Origin of the sequence: Sphingomonas metalli (genome assembly GCF_014641735.1) — a bacterium.
Taxonomy (GTDB): Bacteria; Pseudomonadota; Alphaproteobacteria; order Sphingomonadales; family Sphingomonadaceae; genus Sphingomonas; species Sphingomonas metalli.
Genome location: NZ_BMIH01000002.1, coordinates 513110 through 538131, shown reverse-complemented (window position 1 = coordinate 538131; position 25022 = coordinate 513110). Strand labels below are relative to the sequence as shown.

Here is a 25022-nt window from a genome sequence, read left to right as displayed (position 1 = left end):
GTCATTGCGCGGGCAAAGGCGCGGACGGGTTTTTTGCGGATGCGAGGGTCATGAAGAACAAGCTCGTCACGTTGATCGGCGGCGGCGGTTTCGTCGGGCGCTATGCGGCGCGCGCACTGCTGCTCGCCGGCGCCCGTCTACGCATCGCGCAGCGCGATCCGCGCCATGCCTGGTATCTGCGCACCCAGGGCGGGCTCGGCCAGACCCAGTTCGTCGCCGCCGACATCACCCGGCCGGACACGGTGGCCCGCGCGGTCGCGGACGCCGACATCGTCGTCAATCTGGTCGGCGTGCTCGCCGGGGCGTTCCAGCGGGTCCATGTCGACGGCGCGCGGATCGTCGCCGAGGCCGCGGCGAAGGCGGGGGCCGGAGCGCTCGTCCATGTCTCGGCGATCGGCGCCGATCCGCAGGCCGCCTCCGCCTATGGCCGGACCAAGGGCGAGGGCGAGGCGGCGGTGCGCGCCGCCTTCCCCGCGGCCACCATCCTGCGCCCCTCGATCGTGTTCGGGCGCGAGGACCAATTCATCAACCGCTTCGCCGGCATGATCCAGGCGAGCCCGGTGGTGCCGGTGCTGCGCGCGCCGGTGAAGTTCCAGCCGGTCTTCGCCGGCGATGTCGGCGATGCCATCGCGATCGCCGCCGGCGATGCAGGGCAGTTCGGCGGCAAGACGTTCGAGCTGGGCGGCCCGGACGTGATGACGATGGCGGAGGTGCTGCGCTTCATCGCCGACACGATCGACCGCTCGCCGTCCTTCATCGAGCTGCCCGACGCGATCGGGTCGCTGCTCGCCAAGCTGCCGCTCGCGCCGATCACCCGCGACCAGTGGCTGATGCTCCAGCACGACAATATCGTCTCGCCCGGGGCCGAGGGGCTGGCGGCGCTGGGCATCGCGCCGACCCCGCTCGCCGCGGTCGCGCCCGACTATCTGGTGCGCTTCCGCCGGCAGGGCCGGTTCGGCCGGCGCGCGATCGAGCAGGCCGCCTGATTCCTCCTGACGCGCCGGGAGGCCGCTGATGAACGACATACTGACCGCCATCGTCCTCGGCATCGTCGAGGGCGTGACCGAGTTCCTGCCCGTCTCCTCGACCGGCCACCTCGTCCTCGCCACCGAGCTGATGGGCTATGATCCCCAGAAATGGGCGGTGTTCAACGTCGCGATCCAGCCCGGCGCGATCCTGGCGATCGTGGTGCTCTACTGGCGCACCTTCCTGGCGGTGCTGACCGGGCTGATGAAGCGCGAGCCGAATTCGATCGCCTTCGTCCGCAACCTGCTGATCGCCTTCATCCCCGCCGCGGTCCTCGGCTTCGCCTTCAACGACCGGATCGAGGCGCTGCTGGAAAGCGCGCGGGTCGTCGCCTGGGCGCTCGTCGCGGGCGGCATCGGCATCCTCGTCGTCGAGCGGCTGGCGCGGACCCGGCCGGTGGGCGGCGTGGCGGGCGTGGGCGCGGGCCAGTCGCTCAAGATCGGGCTCGTCCAGTGCATCGCGATGATCCCGGGCGTCAGCCGCTCGGGCGCGACGATCATGGGCGCGATGGCGCTGGGGATCGACCGGCGGACCGCGGCCGAATTCAGCTTCTTCCTCGCCCTGCCGACGCTGACCGGGGCGACCGTGCTGCAGCTGGCCAAGCATCACGACCAGATCGGCGGCGACATGATCGGGTTGATCGGCATCGGATTCGTCGTGTCGTTCCTGGTTGCGCTGGCGGTGGTCAAAGGCTTCATCGCGCTGGTGACGCGCCATGGCTTCGCACCCTTCGCCTGGTATCGGATTGTTGCGGGAGGTGCTGCTCTGGCATTCCTGTATAGAATTTAGGCTTTATTGCGGACCTATAAAGTGAATGAAATTGCTGCAACTGAACGCGCGCTCATCCCGAAGCCGAATAATAGGTCAGCGTAGCTGACTTGTAGGTCGGAGAGTTGTCGGTAAAGGGCGCGTGACCTGGAGCGGGGAGACGCGCGCGTGGCTGACAATCCGATGCTGAAGTTCGTGGTGGAGGGGCAGGCTTATCCCCCCAAGCGCCCGGCCGACATGCGCGCCGAGGATTTCCGCGAGATCGCGGATCGCTACGCGCCGGAGGCGGCGGAGGACCAGGCGTCGCGCTGCTCGCAATGCGGCGTCCCCTATTGCTCGGTCCATTGCCCGCTCCACAATCATATTCCGGACTGGCTGCGCCTGACCGCCGAGGGGCGGCTGCGCGAAGCCTTTGAGCTGTCCAATGCCACCTCGACCATGCCCGAGATCTGCGGCCGCATCTGTCCGCAGGACCGGCTGTGCGAGGGCAATTGCGTGATCGAATTCTCCGGCCACGGCGCGGTCACGATCGGCTCGGTCGAGAAGTTCATCACCGATACCGCCTGGGCGGAAGGCTGGGTGGAGCCGGTTGCCGTCGGCCCCTCGCGCGGCCAGTCGGTCGCGGTGATCGGCGCGGGTCCGGCGGGACTCACCGCGGCCGAATATCTGCGCGGCCATGGCTATGACGTCCATGTCTACGACCGGCACGACCGGGCGGGCGGGCTGCTGACCTATGGCATTCCCGGCTTCAAGCTGGAGAAGCCGGTGGTGATGCGCCGCATCGAGCGCCTCGCGGCGGCGGGGATCGTCTTCCATTACGGCTTCGCGGTCGGCGAGCAGGCGAGCCTCGACGCGCTGCGCCAGCGCCACGACGCGGTGCTGATCGCGACCGGCGTCTACAAGGCGCGGCAGGTCGAGGTGGCGGGCAACGCCACGCCGGGGGTGGTGCCCGCGCTCGACTATCTCACCGCGTCGAACCGCAAGGGCTTCGGCGATGCCGTGCCCGCGTTCGACGACGGCTCGCTCGATGCTGAGGGCAAGAGCGTCGTCGTGATCGGCGGCGGCGATACCGCGATGGACTGCGTCCGCACCGCGATCCGCCAGGGTGCGACCTCGGTGAAGTGCCTCTATCGCCGCGACCGCGCCAACATGCCCGGATCGCAGCGCGAGGTCGCCAATGCCGAGGAGGAGGGCGCCGAGTTCGTCTGGCTCTCCGCGCCGCTCGCCTTCGAGGGCGAGGGGCAGGTGGCGGGCGTGCGCGCCAGCCGGATGCGCCTCGGCGCGCCCGACGCGAGCGGCCGCCGCGCGCCGGAGGTCGATCCGGGCGGCGAGCTGGCGCTGGAGGCGGATCTCGTCATCAAGGCACTCGGCTTCGACGCGGAGGATCTGCCGACCCTGTGGGGCGCACCGGAATTGGGCGTCAGCCGCTGGGGCACGGTGCTGGTCGACGGCAAGACGCTGATGACCAGCCTCGACGGCGTGTTCGCGGCGGGCGACATCGTCCGCGGTGCCTCGCTGGTGGTCTGGGCGATTCGCGACGGCCGCGATGTGGCCGCGTCTATGCACAAGTGGCTGAAGGCGAAGGCCAAGGCCGAGCGGGTGGCGGCGTGAGGCTGAAGCAACGGGACATCGACGCGATCCGCATCGCGACGCGGGCGACCTTTGGCGACACGGCCTCGGTGAGCCTGTTCGGCAGTCGTCTTCACGATGATCGGCGGGGTGGCGATATCGATCTGCTGATCGAGGCGGATGCCAATGGCGAGGCCGAATGGCGTCGGGTGGGCGCGTTCCGGGATATACTGTTCCGGCATATCGATGAACAGAAAGTCGATGTCGTGTTGATCGAGCGCGGTGTGCCGCCGTCGGCGTTCGCTCGGCTGGCGGCATCACAGGCCAGGCCGCTGCCATGACGACCGAGGAGCTGATCGGCGCGGCTGTTGCGCGGTGTGACCGGATCGTCGCCGGGTTCGACGATCTGCGGCCGGTATTGGCGCCGGTGCTGCCCGTGACAGGTGACGATCTGACGAAACTGCCGCCGGCCGAACGTATCGCGAGCATCGCCCTGCTGAAGCGGTACGAGCAGCTACAGGACATGCTTGGCCGGCTGTTTCGTGCCTATCTGACCTGGGAACTGGAGGATGTTCGCGAGATGACGCGGCGCGATCAGGCCAATCAGTTGGAAAGACTGGGCGTCGTCGCCGATGCCGACGACTGGGTCGCAGCGGCCGAATTGCGAAACCGCCTCGTTCACGAATATCCGATCGACGAGGCCGAGCAGGTCGACCGGGTGAATGACACATGGAACGCCTCTTTCGGTCTGATCAAGGTTTACACGAAGCTGCGGGCACGGCTCGCTCAACAGGGTCTTCTGTCATGACCGACCAGCGCACCTATCTCGCCGAGCACGGCATGTACCGCCCCGATTTCGAGGGCGATGCCTGCGGCGTCGGCATGGTCGCCGCGACCGATGGCAAGCCGTCGCGCCGGGTCGTCCAGTCGGCGGTCGATGCGCTGAAGGCGGTGTGGCACCGCGGCGCGGTCGATGCGGACGGCAAGACCGGCGACGGCGCGGGCATCCACCTCGACCTGCCGCACCGCTTCTTCGACGATGCGATCGCCGCCTCGGGGCACAAGGTGCTGCCCAACCGGCTGGCGGTCGGCATGATCTTCCTGCCGCGAACCGATCTGGGCGCGCAGGAGGCGTGCCGCACGATCGTCGAAAGCGCGATCATCGAGGCGGGCTACACCATCTATGGCTGGCGGCAGGTGCCGGTCGACGTCTCGGTCATCGGGCTCAAGGCGCAGGCGACCCGGCCGGAGATCGAGCAGATCATGATCGCCGGCCCGCTGCCGTCCGAGACGGACGAGGCGGAGTTCGAGAAGAATCTCTATCTCGTCCGCCGCCGGATCGAGAAGCGGGTGATCGCCGCCCAGATCAGCGGCTTCTACATCTGTTCGCTGTCGGCGCGCTCGATCGTCTACAAGGGGCTGTTCCTCGCGGAGAGCCTGTCGGTCTTCTATCCCGACCTGACCGACCAGCGGTTCGAGAGCCGGGTCGCGATCTTCCACCAGCGTTATTCGACCAACACCTTCCCGCAATGGTGGCTGGCCCAGCCGTTCCGCTGCCTGGCCCATAACGGCGAGGTGAACACGATCCGCGGCAACAAGAACTGGATGTTGTCACACGAGATCCGGATGGCGAGCATCGCATTCGGCGACAATTCGGAGGACATCAAGCCGGTGATCCCGGCCGGCGCGTCCGATACCGCCGCGCTGGATGCGGTGTTCGAGGCGATTTGCCGCTCCGGCCGCGACGCGCCGACCGCCAAGCTGATGCTGGTGCCCGAGGCGTGGCAGGCGGGCGACACGCCGCCCGATCATGCGGCGATGTACCAGTATCTCGCCTCGGTCATGGAGCCGTGGGACGGGCCGGCGGCGCTGGCGATGACCGATGGCCGCTGGGCGGTGGCGGGCATGGACCGCAACGCGCTGCGTCCGCTCCGCTATACCCGCACCAATGACGGGCTGCTGATCGTCGGCTCCGAAAGCGGCATGGTGGTGGTGCCGGAGAGCACCGTGATCGCCAAGGGGCGGCTGGGGCCGGGCCAGATGATCGCGGTCGACCTCGACGAAGGCGTCGTGCTGGAGGACCGCGCGGTCAAGGACCGGATCGCCGGCGAGCAGGACTATGCCGCGATGATCGGCGAGTTCCTCGCGATCGACGACCTGCCCGCTCCGGCCGACGACGGGGTCGTCCGCTATTCCCGTGCGGAACTGACCCGGCGCCAGATGGCGGCGGGCCAGACGCTGGAGGACATGGAGCTGATCCTGTCGCCGATGGTCGATGCGGCCAAGGAAGCGGTCGGATCGATGGGCGACGACACGCCGCTGGCCGTGATCAGCGACAAGCCGCGCCTCATCAGCCAGTTCTTCCGCCAGAATTTCAGCCAGGTGACGAACCCGCCGATCGACCCGCTGCGCGAGCGGCACGTCATGTCGCTCAAGACGCGGTTCGGCAATCTCGCCAACATCCTCGACGTGCGCGACCAGCGCGAGCGGGTGCTGGTGCTGGATTCGCCGGTGCTGACCGGCGCGATGTGGGCGCGGCTGAAGACGCATTTCGGGCGCGCCGCCGCCGAGATCGACTGCACCTTCGAGGCCGATGGCGGCCCGGAGAAGCTGCGCGCCGCGATCCAGCGCATCCGCAACCAGGCCGAGCAGGCGGTGCGCGAGGGCCGGTCGGAGCTGTTCCTGACCGACGAGCATGTCTCGGAAGATCGCGTCGCGATCGCCGGCGTGCTGGCGGCGGCGGCGGTGCATACGCATCTCGTCCGCCGGGGCCTGCGCTCCTACGCCTCGATCAACGTCCGTTCGGCGGAATGCCTCGACACCCATTATTATGCGGTGCTGATCGGCGTCGGCGCGACCACGGTGAACGCCTATCTGGCCGAGGCGGCGATCGCCGACCGGCATGGCCGCGGTCTGTTCGGCGACCTGACGCTCGACCAGTGCCTCGCTCGCCATCGCACCGCGATCGAGGAGGGGCTGCTCAAGATCATGTCGAAGATGGGGATCGCGGTGATCTCCTCCTATCGCGGCGGCTATAATTTCGAGGCGGTCGGCCTCAGCCGCGCGCTGGTCAACGACCTCTTCCCCGGCATGCCCGCCAAGATCTCGGGCGAGGGCTATGCCTCGCTCCACTATTCGGCGATGGTCCGGCACGAGGCGGCGTTCGACAGCGGCGTCGCCAACCTGCCGATCGGCGGCTTCTACCGCCAGCGCAACGGCGGCGAGACCCACGCCTATTCGGCGCAGCTGATGCACCTGTTGCAGACCGCGGTCGCGACCGACAGCTACTCGACCTATCTCCAGTTCAGCCGCGGCGTCAGCGACCTGCCGCCCGTCTATCTGCGAGACCTCCTGCAGTTCAACTTCCCGGGCGAGGGCGTGCCGATCGACCAGGTCGAGGCGATCACCGAGATCCGCAAGCGCTTCGTCACCCCCGGCATGTCCTTGGGCGCACTGTCGCCCGAGGCGCACGAGACGCTGGCGATCGCGATGAACCGCATCGGCGCCAAGGCGGTGTCGGGCGAGGGCGGCGAGGACAAGGCGCGCTACACGCCCTATGAGAATGGCGACAACGCCAATTCGGGCGTCAAGCAGATCGCGTCGGGCCGCTTCGGCGTGACGGCCGAATATCTCAACGCCTGCGAGGAGATCGAGATCAAGGTCGCGCAGGGCGCCAAGCCCGGCGAGGGCGGGCAGCTGCCCGGCTTCAAGGTGACCGAGTTCATCGCCCGGCTGCGCCATGCGACCCCCGGCGTGACGCTGATCTCGCCGCCGCCGCACCACGACATCTATTCGATCGAGGATCTCGCGCAGCTTATCTACGACTGCAAGCAGATCAACCCGCGCGCGCGGGTGTGCGTGAAGCTGGTATCCTCCGCCGGCATCGGCACCGTCGCGGCGGGCGTGGCCAAGGCGCATGCCGACGTCATCCTCGTCTCCGGTCATGTCGGCGGGACGGGCGCCTCGCCCCAGACCTCGATCAAATATGCCGGTACGCCCTGGGAAATGGGCCTGTCAGAGGTGAACCAGACGCTGACTCTCAACGGCCTGCGCGGGCGCATCCGCCTGCGCGCGGACGGCGGGCTCAAGACCGGCCGCGACATCGTCATCGCCGCGATCCTGGGCGCGGAGGAGTTCGGCATCGGCACGCTCAGCCTCGTGGCGATGGGCTGCATCATGGTGCGCCAGTGCCATTCGAATACTTGCCCGGTCGGCGTCTGCGTGCAGGACGAGCGGCTCCGCGCCAAGTTCACCGGCACGCCGGAGAAAGTCATCAACCTGATGACCTTCATCGCCGAGGAGGTGCGCGACATCCTGGCGCGGCTCGGCTGCAAGAGCCTCGACGAGGTGATCGGCCGTACCGAGTTCCTGCGCCAGGTCAGCCGCGGCGCCGAGCATCTCGACGATCTCGACCTCAACCCGATCCTCGCCAAGGTGGATGCGGACGAGAGCCAGCGCCGCTTCAGCCTGTCAACCTTCCGCAACGCGGTGCCCGACAGCCTCGACGCGCAGATCATCAAGGACGCCGCGGCGGTCTTCTCGCGCGGCGAGAAGATGCAGCTGACCTATTCGGTGCGCAACACCCACCGCGCGGTCGGCACCCGCCTGTCGAGCGAGATCACCCGCAAGTTCGGGATGGACAAGCTGGCCGACGGCCATGTCACCGTGCGGCTGCGCGGCTCGGCGGGCCAGTCGCTCGGCGCCTTCCTGTGCAAGGGGATCACGCTCGAGGTGTTCGGCGACGCCAACGACTATGTCGGCAAGGGTCTGTCGGGCGGCACGATCATCGTGCGGCCGGCGGTCTCCTCGCCGCTCGCCAGCCAGGACAATACGATCGTCGGCAACACCGTGCTCTACGGCGCGACCAGCGGCCGGCTGTTCGCGGCGGGGCAGGCGGGCGAGCGCTTCGCCGTCCGCAATTCGGGCGCGATCGTGGTGGTCGAGGGCTGCGGCGCGAACGGCTGCGAATATATGACCGGCGGCGTCGCGGTGGTGCTCGGCGGGGTCGGCGCGAACTTCGGCGCGGGCATGACCGGCGGCATGGCCTTCGTCTACGACGCCGATGGCCTGTTCGAGCGCCGGGCCAATCCGGAGAGCATCGTCTGGCAGCGCGTCGCCAGCCGGCATTGGGAGAATCAGCTCTACCGGCTGATCAGCGAGCACGCCGCCGCGACCGACAGCAAATGGTCGAAGGGGCTGCTGGAGGACTGGGACCGGGTCGCCGGCCATTTCTGGCAGGTCGTGCCCAAGGAAATGCTGTTGCGCCTGTCGCACCCGCTCGACGACACGGCGGAGGCGGCGGAATAGGGGATCAGAGCGCGGGCCGGATGTCGGTCCGCGCGAAATCCTCGCCCTTGTAGAGGAGCGGTGCGTCCAGCCGCTTCGCCAGTGCGTAGACGATGCAGTCGCCGAAATTCAGGCTGGCAGGGCGACCGCCGAAGCGACGCAAGGCGTCTGTGGCGAAGCCGAGATCGTCGGCCGTCCAATCGGCGATCTCGAGCGAAGGAAGCGCAAGAAGGGCGTCCGCGTCGAACATATCGTCCCGCCCAAGCTTGCGACACAACACGGTGCGTAATTCCAGAACCGATGGCGCTGCGATGACGACCCGATCGGCATTGGCCAAGGCGTCCAGATATTGCTGTGCGTCCGGTTCATTGAAAACGATCGCGATCAAGGCCGACGTATCGACGACGATCATTTCGGCAGACCATGTTCGTCATAAAGCATTTCATCGGGCGTCCGATCATCGAGGACCGGATAGGACGCCACCCGCGCCTGCATCGCCCGAATGCGACGAAGCCACTCTTCCTTGCTGGGCTTGTCGGCCTGCCGCGCCAGTTCGTTCTGCACCGCCAATCCTATGGCGTCGGTCAGGGAGAGGCCCCGGGCGGTCGCCAGCTCCCGAATGGCCCTTTCATAGGCCTCATGCTTGATGCTGATCCCCATAACCGGCCTTTCTAGAAATCCTGGCCATCATTCTAGAACGGCGAAGCGGATGGAACAATCGCCTCGCTGCGCCTAGAGGATGGGGCATGTGGCAGCTCTACCAATTTCCCATCTGTCCCTTCAGCCGCAAGGTGCGGCTCGTGCTCGGCGAGAAGGGCGTGGGCTATGAGCTGGTGCGCGAGTCGCCCTGGACGCGGCGGGACGAGTTCGTCGACATGAACCCCGCCGGCCAGACTCCGGTGATGGTCGATGCCGGCCGCGGCGTGGTGCTGATCGATTCGCAGGCGATCGTCGAATATTTCGAGGAGACGGTCGACAAGGCGGTGACGATCAACGGCACCGCCGCCGGTCGCGCCGAGATTCGGCGGCTGACCAGCTGGTTCGACATGCAATTCTATCGCGACGTCACCGGCCCGCTGCTCCACGAGCGGCTGATCAAGCGCATCGCCCATCGCGTCACCCCCGATGCCCGCGCCCTGCGCGAGGCGATGAAGGGGGCGGTCGGCCATCTCGACTATACCGACTATCTGCTCGATCATCGGCAGTGGTTGGGCGGCGCGACGATGAGCCTCGCCGACCTGACCGCCGCGGCGCATATCTCGGTCGCCGACTATCTCGGCGGGATCGACTGGAAGGGGCATGAGCAGACGGCGCGCTGGTATCGCGGGCTGAAGAGCCGCCCCTCCTTCCGCCCCTTGCTCGCCGAGCGGATGGAGCTGGTCGGCCCGCCCAGCCATTACGACAATCCGGACTTCTGACATGGCCGATACGATCGGGTTCGACGATTTCCTGAAGGTCGACATCCGGGTCGGCACGATCGTCAGCGCCGAGCCCTTCCCGGAGGCGCGCAAGCCCGCGATCAAGCTGACGATCGATTTCGGGCCGGAGATCGGCCGCAAACGCTCCTCGGCGCAGATCACCGTCTATTACGAACCGGAAACGCTGGTCGGGCGACAGGTGGCCGCCGTCGTCAATTTTCCGCCGCGCCAGATCGGCCCGATGATGTCGGAGGTGCTGACGCTCGGCTTTCCCGATGCGGACGGCGCGGTCGTGCTGATCGCGCCGGACCTGCCGGTGCCGGACGGCGGGCGGTTGTTTTAGGTCGACATTCTCCCCTCCCCTTCAGGGGAGGGGCCGGGGGTGGGGCGCTTCCCCAAGCGTGACGCAGGTGGACACGCCCCACCCCAACCCCTCCCCTGAAGGGGAGGGGCCAAGGGGAACGATTCGCTCTACCCCTCCAAACTCTTCGACGCCTGCTCGAACAGGTCCTTCGACAGCCCCGGCGTCGCCACGATCCGTTCCAGCTCGGCGCGCATCTGCGTGCCGCGATGCTCGTCGAAGCGGCGCCAGCGTCCGAGCGGGGGCAGCAGCTTGGCCGCGGTCTGCGGGTTCAGCCGGTCGAGCGCGATCAGCTGGTCGGCAAGGAAGCGATAGCCGCGCCCGTCCGCGGCGTGGAAGGCGCGCTGGTTGGCGCCGAACGCCCCGATCAGGCTGCGCGCGCGATTGGGGTTGGCCAGCGTAAAGTCGGGATGCGCCGCCAGAGTCTCGACCACCGCCGCCGTATCCCCCCGGGTGGAGAGCGCCTGGGTCTGGAACCATTTGTCCAGCACCAGCCCGTTGTCCGAATAGCGATTGTAGAAGATGTCGAGCGCCGCCTCGCGCTCCGCGAAGTCGCCATTGGCCAGCACGGTCATCGCCGACTGGCGGTCCGTCATATTGTCGGCCGCCTCGAACTGGCGAAAGGCGAGCGCTCCCGCCTCCGGGTCGCCCGCCGCGGCGATATAGCCGAGCGCCACGCCGCGCAGCCGGCGCTTGCCCTTCGCCTCGGGCGTATAGGCATAGGGCCCTTGCTGGAGCACGTCGTAGAGGTGCCGCCAGCTGTCGAGCAGCCCGCGCCCGATCGCGCGGCGCAGCGCCTCGCGCGCGCGGTGCACCGCCTCCGGATCGACCACCGCGAGCTGGTCGCCGACGAAGCTTTCCGCCGGCAGCAGCATCACCTCGGCCATGAAGGCATAGTCGAGCTCGGCATCCTCCAGCGTGTTGAGCACCGCGCTGACCACCGGCCGGTGATCGGCGACCCCCTCGATCGCGCCCGCCACCATCGTGTCGAGCATCAGCTGCTGCATCGCCTCGTACCGGGCGAAGGGATCGTCGTCATGCGCCGAGAGGAAGGCGAGGTCGGCGGCGCTGCGGTCGCTTTCCACGATCACGGGCGCGGAGAAGCCGCGGTTGATCGACAGGACGGGGCGTTCGGTGATTGCCTCGAAGACGATCGTCTCGGCCGGCTGGTCGAGCAGCACCAGCTGCTCGTCGGTCAGCGGCCGGCCCGTCTCCGCGCCGAACAGGCGGAGCCTCAGCGGGATGACCATCGGCTGCTTCTCGGGCTGGCCGGGCGTCGCGGGTACGTGCTGGCCGAGGCGCAGCGTCGCGCGGCCGCCGCCCGGCTGGTGCTCGATGCTGGCGGCAATGCGGGGCGTGCCGGCCTGGCTGTACCAGCGGCGGAACTGAGACAGGTCGCGGCCCGACGCCTCTTCCATGCACAGCACGAAATCCTCGCAGGTGGCGGCGGTCCCGTCGAACCGGTCGAAATAGAGGTCGGTCGCGGCGCGGAACGCCTGCGGCCCCAGGATCGTCGCCATCATCCGGATCAGCTCCGCGCCCTTGTTGTAGATGGTCGCGGTGTAGAAGTTGCTGATCTCCAGATATTCATCGGGGCGCACCGGATGGGCGAGGGGGCCCGCATCCTCCGGGAACTGGGCCGCGCGCAGGCCGCGCACATCCTCGATCCGCTTGACCGCGGCCGATCCCTGGTCGGCGGAAAAGCCCTGGTCGCGATAGACGGTGAAGCCTTCCTTCAGGCTCAGCTGGAACCAGTCGCGGCAGGTCACGCGATTGCCCGACCAGTTGTGGAAATATTCGTGCGCTACCACCGCGGCGATGCCGTCATAGTCGTAATCGGTCGCGGTGTCGGGATCGGCGAGGATGTAGCGGCTGTTGAAGATGTTCAGCCCCTTGTTCTCCATCGCGCCGAAGTTGAAGTCGTCGACCGCGACGATGTTGAACACGTCGAGATCATATTCGCGGCCATAGACGCGCTCGTCCCACGCCATCGACAGCTTGAGCGCGTGGAGCGCATGGTCGGTGCGCGGCAGATCGGCGGCGCGCACCCAGATGCCCAGCTGCACCTCGCGGCCCGAGCGGGTGGTGAAGGTGCCGCGATTGACCGCGAGGTCCCCGGCGACCAGCGCGAACAGGTAGCTCGGCTTGGGGAAGGGATCGCGCCACTCGGCCCAGTGCCGCCCGCCCGGCAGATCGCCGCTCGCGACCGGGTCGCCATTGGCGAGCAGCACGGGAAAGCGCGACTTGTCGGCGCTCAGCCGTACGACATAGCGCGACAGGATGTCGGGCCGGTCGGGGAAGAAGGTGATCCGGCGAAACCCCTCCGCCTCGCACTGGGTGCACAGGTTCCCGCCAGAGGCATAGAGGCCCATCAGCTGGGTGTTGCGGTCGGGCTCGATCTCCACCTCGGTCTCGACGACATGCGCATCGCCGCCGAGCGGCACCACCAGATCCTCGCCCTCGATCCGCCAGTCGTTGATCGCCTGGCCGTCGACGCGCACCGCCAGCGGCGTCTGCCCCGCGCCGTCGAGCCGGAGCGGCGCGTCATGCCCGCCGTTGCGCCGCACCTCCAGCCGGGCGGCGACACGGGTCGTCGCAGGGTCCAGGTCGAAGTCGAGCGCGATGTCCGGGACCAGCCAGGCGGGCGGGCGATAGTCGGTCCGGCGCACCACCGGCGGCGTCGCGAGGGGTCCCTGGGTGGCGCTGGCAAAGACATCGAGCATGGGACAGATATACCCGGCACGCCCGAGGGTTCCAGCAATGGCTTGCGCATGGTCGCATCGCTGCTAGTCCAGCCGGCGATGATGCAGCGTTTCTCGGGGCTGATCGCCCTTCTGTCGATGCCCGCCGCCGCGCTGGCGCAAACCCCCAACGCGCCGACGCCGGCACCGGCAAAGCCCGCCAAGGCCGATCCCTATGCCCCCTTGCCGGCGGATCAGGCGGCGATGCGCGCGCACGTCCTGTTCCTCGCCTCGGACGCGTTGCGCGGGCGCGAGGCGGGATCGGCCGATTTCGACGTTGCTGCGCAATATGTTGCTGCACAATTCTCCGCGGCCGGGCTGCGGCCGGCGGGCGAGGGCGGCACCTATCTGCAGCGGGTGCCGCTGGTCACCTACCGCGCCGCCGGCAAGGGCAGTGCGACCTGGCAGCCCGCAGGCGGCAGCGCGCGGCCGCTGGTGTTCGGCGAGGATTACGCGCCGATCGCCAATCCCCGCTCCGCCGCCAGCCGTCTGTCGGCGCCCGTCGTCTATGTCGGCCGTGGCATCGCCGCCCCGGCGCTCGGCCAGGACGATTATCGCGGCCTCGACGTGCGCGGCAAGATCGTCGCCTTCATCGAGGATCGCGCCGACATCAAGGATCCGGAGATCGCCGCCTCCTTCAATCGTCCGACCCGGCTGGAGGAAGCGGCCCGGCGCGGCGCGGTGGGTGCGGTGGTCGTCGCCGACAGCGCTGCGGACGGCAAGAAGTTCGAGGGCGCGGCCAAGGGCTGGGAGCGCAAGGCGATGACCTGGGCGACCCCGCAGGGACTGGGCGGCGGGGCGGCGGCGCGCGGCGCACCGCTGGTCGCGACCCTTTCCGCGAAGGCGATGACGGCGCTGTTCGGCGCGGCGGTGCCGAAAATCGGCACGGTGACGAAGGGCCGGCTGACGATCGAGACCGCGACCGGCTTCACCCCCGCCGCCAGCAGCAATGTCGTCGGCCTGCTCCCCGGCAGCGACCCGAAACTGGGCCGCGAAGTCGTCGTCCTGTCCGCCCATCTCGATCATATCGGCGTGTCCGACGGGGGCGAGGGGGACCGGATCAACAATGGCGCGCTCGACAATGCGATCGGCATCGCCAGCCTGATCGAGGAAGCCAAGCGCTTCGCCGCGAGCGGCAAGCCGCCGCGCCGCAGCGTGCTGTTCCTCGCCGTGACCGCCGAGGAGAAGGGGCTGGTCGGCTCCGACTATTTCGCCGGGCACCCCACCGTGCCGGCGGACAGGATCGTCGCGGACGTCAATCTCGACATGCCCGTCCTCCTCTACCGGTTCGAGGACATGACCGTGTTCGGCGCCGAGCGCTCGACGCTCGGCCCGATCGTGCGGCGCGCGGTCAATGCCGCGGGCGTCGACCTGACCCCGGATCAGGACCCGCAACAGGCCTTCTTCGTCCGCTCCGACCATTATCGCTTCGTCGAGCGGGGCATCCCCTCGGTCTTCCTCTGGCCGGGGCAGAAGGGCGCGGGCGCGGCGGCGTTCCAGGGCTTCCTGCGCACCTGCTACCATCGCCCCTGCGACGAGGTGACCCAGCCGATCCTGTGGGATCAGGGCGTCCGCTTCGTCGACGTCAACTATCGCATCGCCCGGGAGATTGCCGATGGCGATACCCGGCCGGTGTGGAACAAGGGCGACTGGTTCGGACTGAAGTACAAGGGCCCGATGGCGACGCGCTGAGCGGAGGGCGGGAATGCACCGGCTGTTCGTCTTCGGGCGCGGCTATGCCGCCGGGGTGATCGCCGACCGGCTCGCCGCCGCATCGGAAGGCTGGGCCGTCACCGGCACCACCCGCGACGGCCGCGACGGCACGCTCGCCTTCGACGATGCGGCGGGCGTGCGCGCCGCGCTCGCCACCGCCACGCACATCCTCTCCTCGGTCCCGCCGGGAGCGGATGGCGGCGACCCGGTGCTCGACCGTTACGGTGATGCGATCGAGGCGGCGTGGATCGGCTATCTCTCCTCGACCGGCGTCTATGGCGATGCGGGCGGCGCCTGGGTCGACGAGAGCGCCCCGACCGGCACCGGACGCCGCACGGCGCGCAGCGCGGCGGATGCGGCCTGGCTGGCGCGGGGCGCGCGCGTGTTCCGCCTGCCGGGCATCTACGGGCCCGGCCGCTCGCCGCTCGATCGGGTGCGCGCCGGCACGGCGCATCGGGTCGACGTGCCGAACCTGTTCAGCCGCATCCATGTCGAGGATCTGGCCGACGGCGTCCTCGCCGCGCTGACCGCGCCGGCCGGGGCCTATAATCTCGCCGACGACCGGCCCTGCTCGCAGAACGAGGTGATCGCCTTCGCCGCTCGCCTGCTGGGGCTGGAACCCCCGCCCTTCGTGCCGCTCGAAAGCCTGTCGCCGATGGCGCGCGGCTTCTATGCCGAGGATCGGCGGATCGCCAACGGCAAGGCGAAGCGGGTGCTGGGCTGGCAGCCCCGCTATCCCGACTACCGCGCCGGCCTGCGCGCCCTCAGGGCGATGACCAGCCCGGTCGCCGCCAGCACCGCGCCGCCGGCGGCGAGCAGCGACCAGCGATAGCCCTCGAACAGGGTCGAGAGCAGCATTGCGATGACGGGCACGATCACGCTCGAATAGGCCGCCTTGGCCGGCCCGATCGTCCGCAACACCCGATAATAGAGGGCGAAGGCGACCGCCGAGGCGGCGACGCCCAGATAGACGATGCCGAGCGCATAGCCGAGCCGGTACTCGACCACCGGCGGCCCGGTCAGCCACCAGGCGACCGCGCCGTCGATCGCCGCGCCGATCCCCATCGCGTATGTGAGCAGCGGCGCCATCGGCCAGCGCGTCGCCGTCCGGGTCGCCTGCATGACGTTGGCGCAGGAGGCGGACAGGATGCCGAGCAGGGTGAAGCCGATCCCGGTCATCACCCGGGTCGGTCCGGCCGAATCGACCCGCGCCTCGTGGACGAAGAGCAAGGTAATCCCCGCCATCGCCACCGCCGAGCCCGCGACCAGCTGCCGCCCGAGCTTCTGGCCGAGGAAGACGCGCCCGAACAGCGCATTGGGAACGAGGAGCAGCGCGAAGATCACCGCCACCAGCCCCGAGGTGATATAGGCTTCGGCCCGGTAGACGAAGTTGAAGTTCAGGCAGAATTGCAGAGTCCCGAGCGTCGCGGCGAAGGCGAGGCCGCCGCGCCCGACCTTCAGGCTCTCGCCCCGCCACAGCGCGTAGCCGGCCATCACCAGCGCGGCGACGAGGAAGCGATAGGTGACCGACCAGCTCGGCGGCACCACCGCGATCTGGTCGCGGATCACGAGCCACGTCGAGCCCCAGATCAGCGTCACGATCGCGAACGGGATCAGGATCGCCGCCCGGGTCGAGTTGGGCGGCGCGGGCTCGGCCGCGGGGCTCATAGCTGGCGGATCGCCGCGGCGAAGCGGTCGATGTCCTCCGAGGCGCTGTCCCAGGCGGTGACGAAGCGCACCTCGCCCGTTGCCCAGTCGTAGAAGTCGAAACCCTGCGCGCGCAGCCGCGCCGCCTCGTCCGGGGTCGCGCGCAGGAACAGCTCGTTCGCCTCGACCGGGTGGATCAGCCGGTCGCCCGCCGCCTCCGCCAGTGTCGTCGCCGCCGCATTGGCCGCGCGACCGTTGGCGAGCCACAGATCGTCCTCGAGCATCGCCAGGATCTGCGCGGCCAGATAGCGTCCCTTGGACAGCAGCAGCCCGGCGCGCTTGCGCCGGCGCAGCGTCGCCGCGGCGAGATCGGGATCGAAGAACACCAGCGCCTCGGCACTCATCCCGCCATTCTTGACGAAGCCGAACGACAGCGCATCCACGCCCGCGCGCCACGTCATCTCGGCGGGCGCGGCGCCGGTGGTCGCCATGGCGTTGGCGAAGCGGGCCCCGTCCATGTGGAAGCGCCAGCCGCGCGCGCGGCACAGTTCCCCGATCGCGGCGACCTCGGCGGGCGTGTAGACGCGGCCATATTCGGTCGCGTTGGTGATCGACACCGCATGCGGCTGGACGCGATGGACGTCGTCGGCGATCGCATCGGCGACCTTCGCGACCCCGGCCGGATCAAGCTTGGCGCCCGGCCCGTCCGCGAGCATCAGCTTGGCGCCGTGCGTGTAGAATTCGGGCGCGCCGCCCTCGTCATTCTGGATATGCGCGTCGCGATGGCAGATCACCCCGCCATATGGCGGGCAGAGCGCCGCCAGCGCGAGGCAATTGGCCGCGGTGCCGGTGGGCACCCACAGGACCCGCACCTCCCGCTCGAACAGTTCGCCCAGCCGCGCATCGAGGCTGCGCGACCAGCGATCGCCGTCATAGGCGGTATCGAGCGAATCGGCCGCGGCCATGGCTGCGAAGACGGACGGATGCACGCGCGCGGCGTTGTCGGAGAAAAAGCGCATGGCGAGGCGCTTAGGGGGGAGCGGGGCGGGGGACAACGGGGGAGATAGAACGGCAGTTGCCCGCCCGCCCCACACCGTCATCCCAGCGACGGCTGGGATCTTTGGCGGGGTTCGGGGCAGGAGTCGCGGAAGGCCCCGGCCTTCGCCGGGGCGACGGACTTGGGAGAATGACCCGGCTCTTCGGCGAGGCTCAGAGCGGAGCCGCGGGACGCTCAGGCCTTCGCCGGGACGACGGACTGCGGAGTGGCGTGCGGACGACGATCGCGCCACCGCCCGGATCACCGCCCCCTACCAGCGATCCTCGTCATATTGCGGCTCGTCATACCCGTCGTCCGGCCCGCGGCGATCGTCGTCGCGGCTGCGCCGCTCGTCGCGCGGGCCGCGTTCGCGGTCGATGTCCCGTTCGCGGCGGCGGGGACCGACGGCGATCGAGCCGTCGTCATTCTGCCGGATCTCGAGGCCCAGCTGGTCGAGCTGGTCGGCCGCCGCGTCGATCGCGCCGGGGACCACGTCGCCCAGTTCGTTGCCCGCCGCCTCGATCACGCCGTTGTCGATCGGCTCCGCCACCTCGCGCACCACCGGCGCGACCCCCAGCGCGGTCTGCATGAAGTTGCGCCAGAGCTGCGCCGGGATGCCGCCGCCGTGCAGGCCCGGCATGGGCGAGCTGTCGTCCTTGCCGACCCATACGCCCACCACCAGATCGCCGGCCGCACCGATGAACCAGCCGTCGCGGCTGTTCTGCGAGGTGCCCGTCTTGCCCCAGGCGTCGATCGACAGCGTCGCCTCGCGACCCGTGCCGCGCAGCGACGAGCCGAGCAGCGTCAGCATGTCGTTGCGCACCCGCTCGGGCAGGCGCTTCTGCCCGCCGGCGATCGCCTGGTACCAGGGCTTGTCCTGCACCTCGGCGACGCCGCGCGGCTCGACCGGATAGGCGCCCGCGGCGATCGCGGCATAGGCGGCGGTCAGCTCGATCAGCGACACTTCGGAGGTGCCGAGGCCGATCGTCGCCTCGTTGGCGATCGGGGTCGAGATGCCGAGGTCGCGCGCGGCGGCGATGACGTTGCGCACGCCCACTTCCTGCGTGAGCCGCGCGGCGACGACGTTGGACGAGCGCGCGAAGGCGCGGCGCAGGGTGATCGGGCCGAGATAGCGGTTGTCGTCGTTGCGCGGCTTCCACCCGGCGATCTCGACCGGCGAATCATCCATCACCGTGTCCGGCGACATGCCCGCGCGCATCGCGGCGAGATAGACGAACAGCTTGAAGGTCGATCCCGGCTGGCGGCGCGCCTGGGTGGCGCGGTTGAACGGGCTCTTCGCATAGTCGCGCCCGCCCACCATCGCGACGACGCGCCCGTCCGGATGCATCGCGACCAGCGCCGCCTGCCCGCCATTGAGGCCCGCGGCGCGGATCGTCCGCTCGGCGGCGCGTTGCAGCTTGGGGTCGAGCGTGGTGCGCACCGTCGCATCCGCCTTCACCTCACCCGCCTGGTCGCGCGCCTGCGGCAGCACCCAGTCGGCGAAATAGGTGCCGGTCGGCAGCGTCTGCGCCGGCCGGTCGAGCACGCGCTGCGGCTGCACCGCCGCGGCCTCCGCCTTGGTGATAAAGCCGGCATCCGCCATCGCCGCGACCACCACCGCCTGCCGCGCCCGCGCGCCCTTCAGGTTGACGGTGGGGGCGAGGCGGCTGGGCGCCTTGACCAGCCCGGCCAGCATCGCCGCCTGACCGACGTTCAGCCGGTCGGGCGTGCGGCCGAAATAATGCTTCGCCGCGGCGGTCAGGCCATAGACGTTGTCGCCGAAATAGACGTTCGACAGATAGCGCGACAGGATCTCGTCCTTCGTCAGCCACGCTTCCAGCCAGAAGGCGATCATGACCTCGCGCAGCTTGCGCGCGGCGGTACGGTCCGAATCGAGGAACGCGTTCTTGGCGAGCTGCTGCGTGATCGTCGATCCGCCCTGCCGCACCCCGCCCGATCCGACATTGGCCCAGGCCGCACGCGCGATGCCGCGCGGGTCGATGCCCCAGTGCGAGTAGAAGCGCCGGTCCTCGATCGCCAGAAACGCCTCGCGCACATGCTCGGGCAGCTTGGCGGCGTCGACCGGCGCGCCGATGATCGCGCCGCGCCGCGCGATCGGCGTGCCGTCCGCCGCGGTCAGCGTGATCGAGGGCGGGGTCGGCGGCTTCAGCGAGCGCGACAGCGGCGCGGTGACCGCCAGCCAGCCGATCGCGACGACCAGCAGCACGATTCCCGCCGCGAGCCCACGCACCAGCCAGCGCCACACCCAGCGATAGTCGCGCCGCTTCTCCGGCTCCGGCCCGTCGCCGAACCGGTCGCTCCACAGATCGGGCGCGGTATAGGCGGGCATCCGCTCCCCGTCGCGGCCGCGCGGCAGCCAGCGGCGCGGCTGGTCGGGATCGAAGGGGTCGGGGCGCATCGGCGAATTCCAGGACACGGGAGCGCTGTTTTACCTGTATATAACACCAAGCGCAATCGCGCGAGCATAGCGGCATGGCCGGGGCGGGGAAAGGCAGGGGCCGGTGCGGTACCGACGGTGAATTGCAGGTGAACCGCACAGGCCGCGATGCGCGCGCGCCGGGCGCCGCACGGGGTTGGCAAGCGCAGCCGGCCGGGCGCATAGGACCGCCCATGGAGAAGGATATAACCGCCCAAGCCCTTGCCGCCCGCCTGACCCAGGGTGCGCTGCCCGGAGAACTCGCCGATTTCGGCCCGGCCGAGGTCGAGGCCGCCGCCCGCTTCGTCGCCGCTGCAGCCGAGGGTCGCCGACCCGGCGAGGCCGCGATCGTGCTCGAGCCGATCGCCGCTGACGACGTCCGCCGCCGGATGCGCGTGGCGGTGGTCAACGACGACATGCCGTTCCTGGTCGATTCGGTCGCCGCGGCGATCACCGGCCACGACATCGCCATCCACCGCATCATCCATCCCGTCGTGCCCGTCGTCCGCGACGCCGGGGGCCGGCTGACCGCGATCGGCGACGCCGCGACGGGCGGCGGCGCCCGCGAGTCGATGATCTATCTGGAGATGGAGCGCGCCGACGCGCGCGAGCGGCGCGACTTGGTCGCGGACCTGTCGGCCGCGCTGGCCGACGTGCGCGCCGCCGTGTCGGACTGGGAGGCGCTGCAGCGCGCGATGGCCGCCGATGCCGATGCGCTCTGGTCGGGCGAGGGCGCGGCGCTGCTGCGCTGGTTCCTCGACGGCAAGCTGACCCTGCTGGGGCACGAGCGCTGGACCGCCGCGGAGGGCGCGACCCGCCAGCTCGGCATCGCCCGCATCCCGCAGGCGCGGCCGATCCTCGCCGATGCCTCGCGCCAGCTCGCGCTCGACTGGTTCACGCGCGGCGGCCAGCCGCCGCTGCTGCTCAAGTCCAACCTGATCGCTCGCGTCCATCGCGCCGTGCCGCTCGACCTGATCGTCATGCCGGTGCGCGAGGGCGGGGTGGTGACCGGCGTGTCGATCCATATGGGCCTGTGGACCTCGGCCGCGCTCGCCGCCGATCCGCGGGCGGTGCCGGTGCTGCGCGCACGGCTCTCCGCGCTGGAGGAGCGGTTCGGTTTCGACCCGCGCGGCCATGCCGGCAAGGCGCTGGCCCATGCGCTGACCGCGCTGCCCCACGACATCGTCGTCGCGCTCGATCCGGAGCGGCTGGAGGAGCTGGCGCTCACCGCCATGTCGATCGCCGACCGGCCGCGCCCGGCGCTGGTGCTGGTGCCCTCGCCGCTCGGCCGGCACCTGTTCGCCTTCGTCTGGCTGCCGCGCGACGAGGTGACGGCGGGCCGGCGCGCGCGGATCGCCGCGATGCTCGACGAGGCGGCGGATGCGGAGGTGCTCAACTGGTCGATCGCGCTGGAGGACGGGCAGGTCGCGCTGATCCGCTACATGCTCGATCCGCGCGGCCGCGGCGCGCCGCTGCCCGATCGCGAGGCGCTGAACAGCCGGCTGGAGCGGATGGTCCGCGGCTGGGTGCCGGACGTGGAGGCGGCGCTCGCCGAAACGATGGCGCCGCCGCGCGCCGCCCGGCTGGCGCTGCGCTGGGCCGACGCCTTCCCGCAGAATTACCGCAACATCAGCGATGCGGCCGCGGCGGCCGCCGATATCGTCCGTCTCGCCGCGCTGACCGACGAGACGGAGCGCGGCGTGCGCATCCTGCCCGCGGTCGCCGGCGAGGACCGGCAGCTCAAGATCTACAAGCTGAACGGCGCGCTTTCGCTGTCCGACGCCGTGCCGGTGATGGAGAATTTCGGCTTTCGCGTGATCGGCGAACTGCCGACGCGGCTGCGCGACGCCAGCAACGCCTTCGTCCACGACTTCGTCGTCGAGGGCGCCGAGGCCGGCGGCGATCCCGCCATCCTGGAGGGCGCGATCGCCGCGGTGCTGGAGGGCAAGGCGGAGAACGACGCCTTCAACCGGCTGATCGTCGAGGTGGGGCTGGCGCCGCAGGCGGTGGTGCTGTTGCGCGCCTGGTTCCGCTATCTGCGGCAGGCGGGGCTGACCTATGGCCTGACCACCGTGGTCGACGCCTTGCGCCGCGCGCCCGATGTCGCGCGGGCGCTGATCGCGCGGTTCGCCGCGGCGCACGGGCCCGATGGCGGCGACGTCGACGCGGCCGATGCGGCGCTCGCCGCCGGGCTGGACGCGGTGTCGGCGATCGATGACGACCGCATCCTGCGCGCGCTGCGCGCGGTGGTGGAGGCATGCCTGCGCACCAACGCCTATGCGCCGGGCGGGCAGGAGGCGCTGGCCTTCAAGCTCGACAGCGCGAAGATTCCCGGCCTGCCCGCGCCGCTGCCCTGGCGCGAGGTCTGGGTCTACAGCCCGCGCGTGGAGGGCATCCATCTGCGCGCCGGCCCGGTGGCGCGCGGCGGCCTGCGCTGGTCGGACCGTCGCGACGATTTCCGCACCGAGATCCTGGGCCTGATGAAGGCGCAGCGCGTCAAGAACGCCGTCATCGTGCCGACCGGCGCCAAGGGCGGCTTCTATCCCAAGCTCCTGCCCCCGCCGGCGCAGGACCGCGACGCGTGGCTGGCCGAGGGGACGGAAAGCTACCGCATCTTCATCCGCGCGCTGCTGTCGATCACCGACAATATCGTCGAGGGCGCGGTGACGCATCCCGAGGGCGTGCGCGTCCATGACGGCGAGGATCCCTATTTCGTCGTCGCCGCGGACAAGGGCACCGCGACCTTCAGCGACGTCGCCAACGCGCTGGCACTGGAGCGGGGCTTCTGGCTGGGCGACGCCTTCGCCAGCGGCGGCAGCCAGGGCTACGACCACAAGGCGATGGGCATCACCGCCCGCGGCGCTTGGGTTTCGGTGCAGCGCCACTTCGCCGAGCGCGGCGTCGATGTGCAGAGCGACCCGATCACCGTAGTCGGCTGCGGCGACATGTCGGGTGACGTGTTCGGCAACGGCATGCTCCTGTCGCGCAGCATCAAGCTGGTCGCGGCCTTCGATCACCGCCACATCTTCCTCGACCCCGATCCCGATCCGGCGACCTCCTATCAGGAGCGCGCACGGCTCTTCGCGCTGCCGCGCTCGTCCTGGGCGGACTATGCCGGGCCGGTCTCGGCCGGCGGCGGGGTCCACAGCCGCGCGGCCAAGTCGATCACCGTCACGCCCGAGGTGGCGCGCGTGCTCGACATCGCGCCCGGCGCGATCGAGCCCGCCGCGCTGATCGCCGCGATCCTGAAGGCGCCGGCCGACCTCCTCTGGTTCGGCGGCATCGGCACCTATGTGAAGGCGGCGGCCGAGAACAACGCCGCGGTCGGCGATCCCGCCAACGACCGGCTGCGCGTCGATGCCGAGGATCTGCGCGTCACCGCGATCGGCGAGGGCGCGAACCTCGGCGTCACCCAGGCCGCGCGAATCGCGTTCAGCGCCGCGGGCGGGCGGATCAACACCGACTTCATCGACAATTCGGCCGGCGTCGACTGTTCGGACAATGAGGTGAACATCAAGATCGCGCTCAACCGCGAGATGAACGAAGGGCGGCTGGCGGAGGAGGACCGCAACACCTTGCTCGCCGCGATGACCGACGATGTCGCCGAGCTGGTGCTGGAGGACAACCGCCTCCAGACGCTCGCCTTGTCGATCGCCGAGCGGGGCGGGGCATCGGCGATGCCGCGCTATGTCCGCGCGATCGAGACGTTCGAGGCGGCGGGCCGGCTCGACCGGCGTGTCGAGGGGCTGGCCGGCAATCAGGAGCTGCTGCGCCGCGGCCAGGAAGGGCGCGGGCTGACCCGGCCCGAACTCGCCGTGCTGCTCGCCACGGCCAAGCTGGCCTTGCAGGACGCGATCGAGCAGAGCGGCCTCGGCCACGACCCGGCGCTGACCCCCGACCTCTACGCGGCCTTCCCCCCGGCGATGCGCGAGCGGTTCGGCGAGGCGATCGAGCAGCACCGTCTGCGCGGCGAGATCGTCGCGACCAAGCTCGCAAACCGGCTGGTCAACCGGCTCGGCATCCTGCTGCCCTTCGAGCTGGCCGAGGAAGAGGGCGTCGACCTCGCCGATGTGGCGGCGATGTTCGTCGTCGCGGAGCGATTGTTCGACCTCGACGCGCTCTGGCAGGCGATCGAGACCACCCCGATGGCGGAGCCGGCGCGGCTCGCGCTGTTCGACGAGGTGGCGCTGGCGGCGCGCACCCACATCGCCGATCTCGTCCGCATCCCGCGCGTGGAGGGCGGACCGGCCGCCGTGGTCGCACGGGTCGGGCCGGGCATCGCCACGCTCGACCGCCAGACCGAGACGCTGCTGCTCGAGGAAGCCCGGGCCGGCAGTGCGCGCATGACGGCCGCCTTGCAGGCGACCGGCGCGCCGCAGGAGCTGGTGGCGCGCGTCGTCCGGCTGTTCGACCTCGACGGCGTGATCGGCCTGGCCGATCTGGGCGTCGAATTGGGCATCGCCGAGGAGGCGCTGACGCGGGCCTATACGCGGCTCGGGCAGGCGCTGGGCCTCGACTGGGCGCAGGCCAATGCGGCGCGGCTGGCGCCGGCCGATCCGTGGGAGCGGCTGCTGGTCGCGGGACTGGTGCGCGAGTTCGAGCAGCTGCGGCTCGCCTTCCTCGCCCGGCGGGCCGGGAGCGACCCGCAAGGCGCGGTGGAGGCATGGCTGGCGGAGAATGCCGCACGCGTCGCCCAGTTCACCGCCATCGTCGACCGCGCCCGCACCGCCGCCCAGCCGAGCGGCGCGATGTTGGCGCAGCTGGCGAGCCAGGCGCGGGTGCTGCTGGCGCGGTGAGGGGGGGCGTACGCAGACGTTGACGCATCCTCCTCAATTCGGCGCACCCCCCTCATCCGTTCGTGCTGAGCTTGTCGAAGCACTGTCTGTCTTCCTCTGACCCAAGCGCTTGCGGCACCGGGAAGAACAGCGCTTCGACAGGCTCAGCGCGAACGGCTGGGAGGGGCGCATGAGGCTCAGGCGTCGGACGGACCGCCAATGCGTTCCACAAATGTTCCACGTGA

General features: G+C 69.9%; 17 protein-coding genes. 11 read left to right on the top strand and 6 right to left on the bottom strand.

Annotated features, from left to right (window positions below):
* Positions 1-50 precede the first annotated feature (50 nt).
* From IEX18_RS08685 to gltB, 6 genes are all read left to right on the top strand, one after another.
* Positions 51-986 carry an NAD-dependent epimerase/dehydratase family protein gene (locus IEX18_RS08685; protein WP_188658317.1) on the top strand — a complete coding sequence of 312 codons (936 nt, stop codon included), beginning with the start codon at positions 51-53 and terminating at the stop codon, positions 984-986.
* Between the two features lie 28 nt (positions 987-1014).
* Entirely contained in the window at positions 1015-1815 is an 801-nt protein-coding gene (locus tag IEX18_RS08680) for an undecaprenyl-diphosphate phosphatase (RefSeq protein WP_188658316.1), read from the top strand.
* A gap of 147 nt (positions 1816-1962) precedes the next feature.
* Positions 1963-3405, top strand: a complete 1443-nt coding sequence (locus tag IEX18_RS08675) for an NAD(P)-dependent oxidoreductase (protein WP_188658315.1) — start codon at positions 1963-1965, stop codon at positions 3403-3405.
* Positions 3402-3704 carry a nucleotidyltransferase domain-containing protein gene (locus tag IEX18_RS08670; RefSeq protein ID WP_188658314.1) on the top strand — a complete coding sequence of 101 codons (303 nt, stop codon included), beginning with the start codon at positions 3402-3404 and terminating at the stop codon, positions 3702-3704. Before IEX18_RS08675 ends, IEX18_RS08670 begins: the two co-directional genes overlap by 4 nt.
* Complete coding sequence (locus IEX18_RS08665) at positions 3701-4171, top strand: hypothetical protein (protein ID WP_188658313.1); 471 nt, start codon at positions 3701-3703, stop codon at positions 4169-4171. The genes IEX18_RS08670 and IEX18_RS08665 overlap by 4 nt, the downstream gene beginning before the upstream one ends.
* Positions 4168-8670, top strand: a complete 4503-nt coding sequence (gene gltB / locus IEX18_RS08660; RefSeq protein ID WP_188658312.1) for a glutamate synthase large subunit — start codon at positions 4168-4170, stop codon at positions 8668-8670. Before IEX18_RS08665 ends, gltB begins: the two co-directional genes overlap by 4 nt.
* Positions 8671-8674: 4 nt before the next feature.
* On the opposite strand, the gene IEX18_RS08655 is transcribed toward gltB, so the two are convergent.
* Together IEX18_RS08655 and IEX18_RS08650 are read right to left on the bottom strand one after the other, a co-directional pair.
* Positions 8675-9061, bottom strand: coding sequence for a type II toxin-antitoxin system VapC family toxin (locus IEX18_RS08655; protein WP_188658311.1), 387 nt, complete (start codon positions 9059-9061; stop codon positions 8675-8677).
* Positions 9058-9309: a type II toxin-antitoxin system VapB family antitoxin gene (locus IEX18_RS08650; protein ID WP_188658310.1), complete on the bottom strand. Its 252-nt coding sequence runs from the start codon at positions 9307-9309 to the stop codon at positions 9058-9060. The genes IEX18_RS08655 and IEX18_RS08650 overlap by 4 nt, the downstream gene beginning before the upstream one ends.
* Positions 9310-9395: 86 nt before the next feature.
* On the opposite strand from IEX18_RS08650, the gene IEX18_RS08645 reads away from it, so the two are divergent.
* Positions 9396-10067 carry a glutathione S-transferase family protein gene (locus IEX18_RS08645; protein WP_188658309.1) on the top strand — a complete coding sequence of 224 codons (672 nt, stop codon included), beginning with the start codon at positions 9396-9398 and terminating at the stop codon, positions 10065-10067.
* Between the two features lies 1 nt (position 10068).
* Positions 10069-10410, top strand: coding sequence for a tRNA-binding protein (locus tag IEX18_RS08640; protein WP_188658308.1), 342 nt, complete (start codon positions 10069-10071; stop codon positions 10408-10410).
* A 128-nt stretch (positions 10411-10538) separates the two neighbouring features.
* Here IEX18_RS08640 and pepN read toward each other — a convergent pair whose 3' ends face one another.
* Positions 10539-13151, bottom strand: a complete 2613-nt coding sequence (pepN, locus tag IEX18_RS08635; RefSeq protein ID WP_188658307.1) for an aminopeptidase N — start codon at positions 13149-13151, stop codon at positions 10539-10541.
* Between the two features lie 48 nt (positions 13152-13199).
* Here pepN and IEX18_RS08630 point away from each other — a divergent pair, with 48 nt between their 5' ends.
* Positions 13200-14861, top strand: coding sequence for a M28 family peptidase (locus IEX18_RS08630; RefSeq protein ID WP_229664457.1), 1662 nt, complete (start codon positions 13200-13202; stop codon positions 14859-14861).
* 13 nt (positions 14862-14874) lie between these two features.
* Complete coding sequence (locus IEX18_RS08625; RefSeq protein WP_188658306.1) at positions 14875-15714, top strand: Rossmann-fold NAD(P)-binding domain-containing protein; 840 nt, start codon at positions 14875-14877, stop codon at positions 15712-15714.
* Here the strand turns inward: IEX18_RS08625 and IEX18_RS08620 are convergent.
* The 3 genes from IEX18_RS08620 to IEX18_RS08610 form a co-directional block, all read right to left on the bottom strand.
* A complete protein-coding gene (locus IEX18_RS08620) occupies positions 15624-16550 on the bottom strand; it encodes a DMT family transporter (protein WP_188658305.1) in 927 nt (308 codons plus the stop codon). The genes IEX18_RS08625 and IEX18_RS08620 overlap by 91 nt on opposite strands.
* Entirely contained in the window at positions 16547-17548 is a 1002-nt protein-coding gene (locus tag IEX18_RS08615) for a threonine aldolase family protein (RefSeq protein WP_188658304.1), read from the bottom strand. The genes IEX18_RS08620 and IEX18_RS08615 overlap by 4 nt, the downstream gene beginning before the upstream one ends.
* A 288-nt stretch (positions 17549-17836) precedes the next feature.
* On the bottom strand, positions 17837-19984 hold the full coding sequence (locus IEX18_RS08610) for a transglycosylase domain-containing protein (RefSeq protein WP_188658303.1): 2148 nt from the start codon (positions 19982-19984) through the stop codon (positions 17837-17839).
* 212 nt (positions 19985-20196) lie between these two features.
* Here IEX18_RS08610 and IEX18_RS08605 point away from each other — a divergent pair, with 212 nt between their 5' ends.
* Positions 20197-24798, top strand: coding sequence for an NAD-glutamate dehydrogenase domain-containing protein (locus IEX18_RS08605; protein WP_188658302.1), 4602 nt, complete (start codon positions 20197-20199; stop codon positions 24796-24798).
* Positions 24799-25022: the final 224 nt, after the last annotated feature.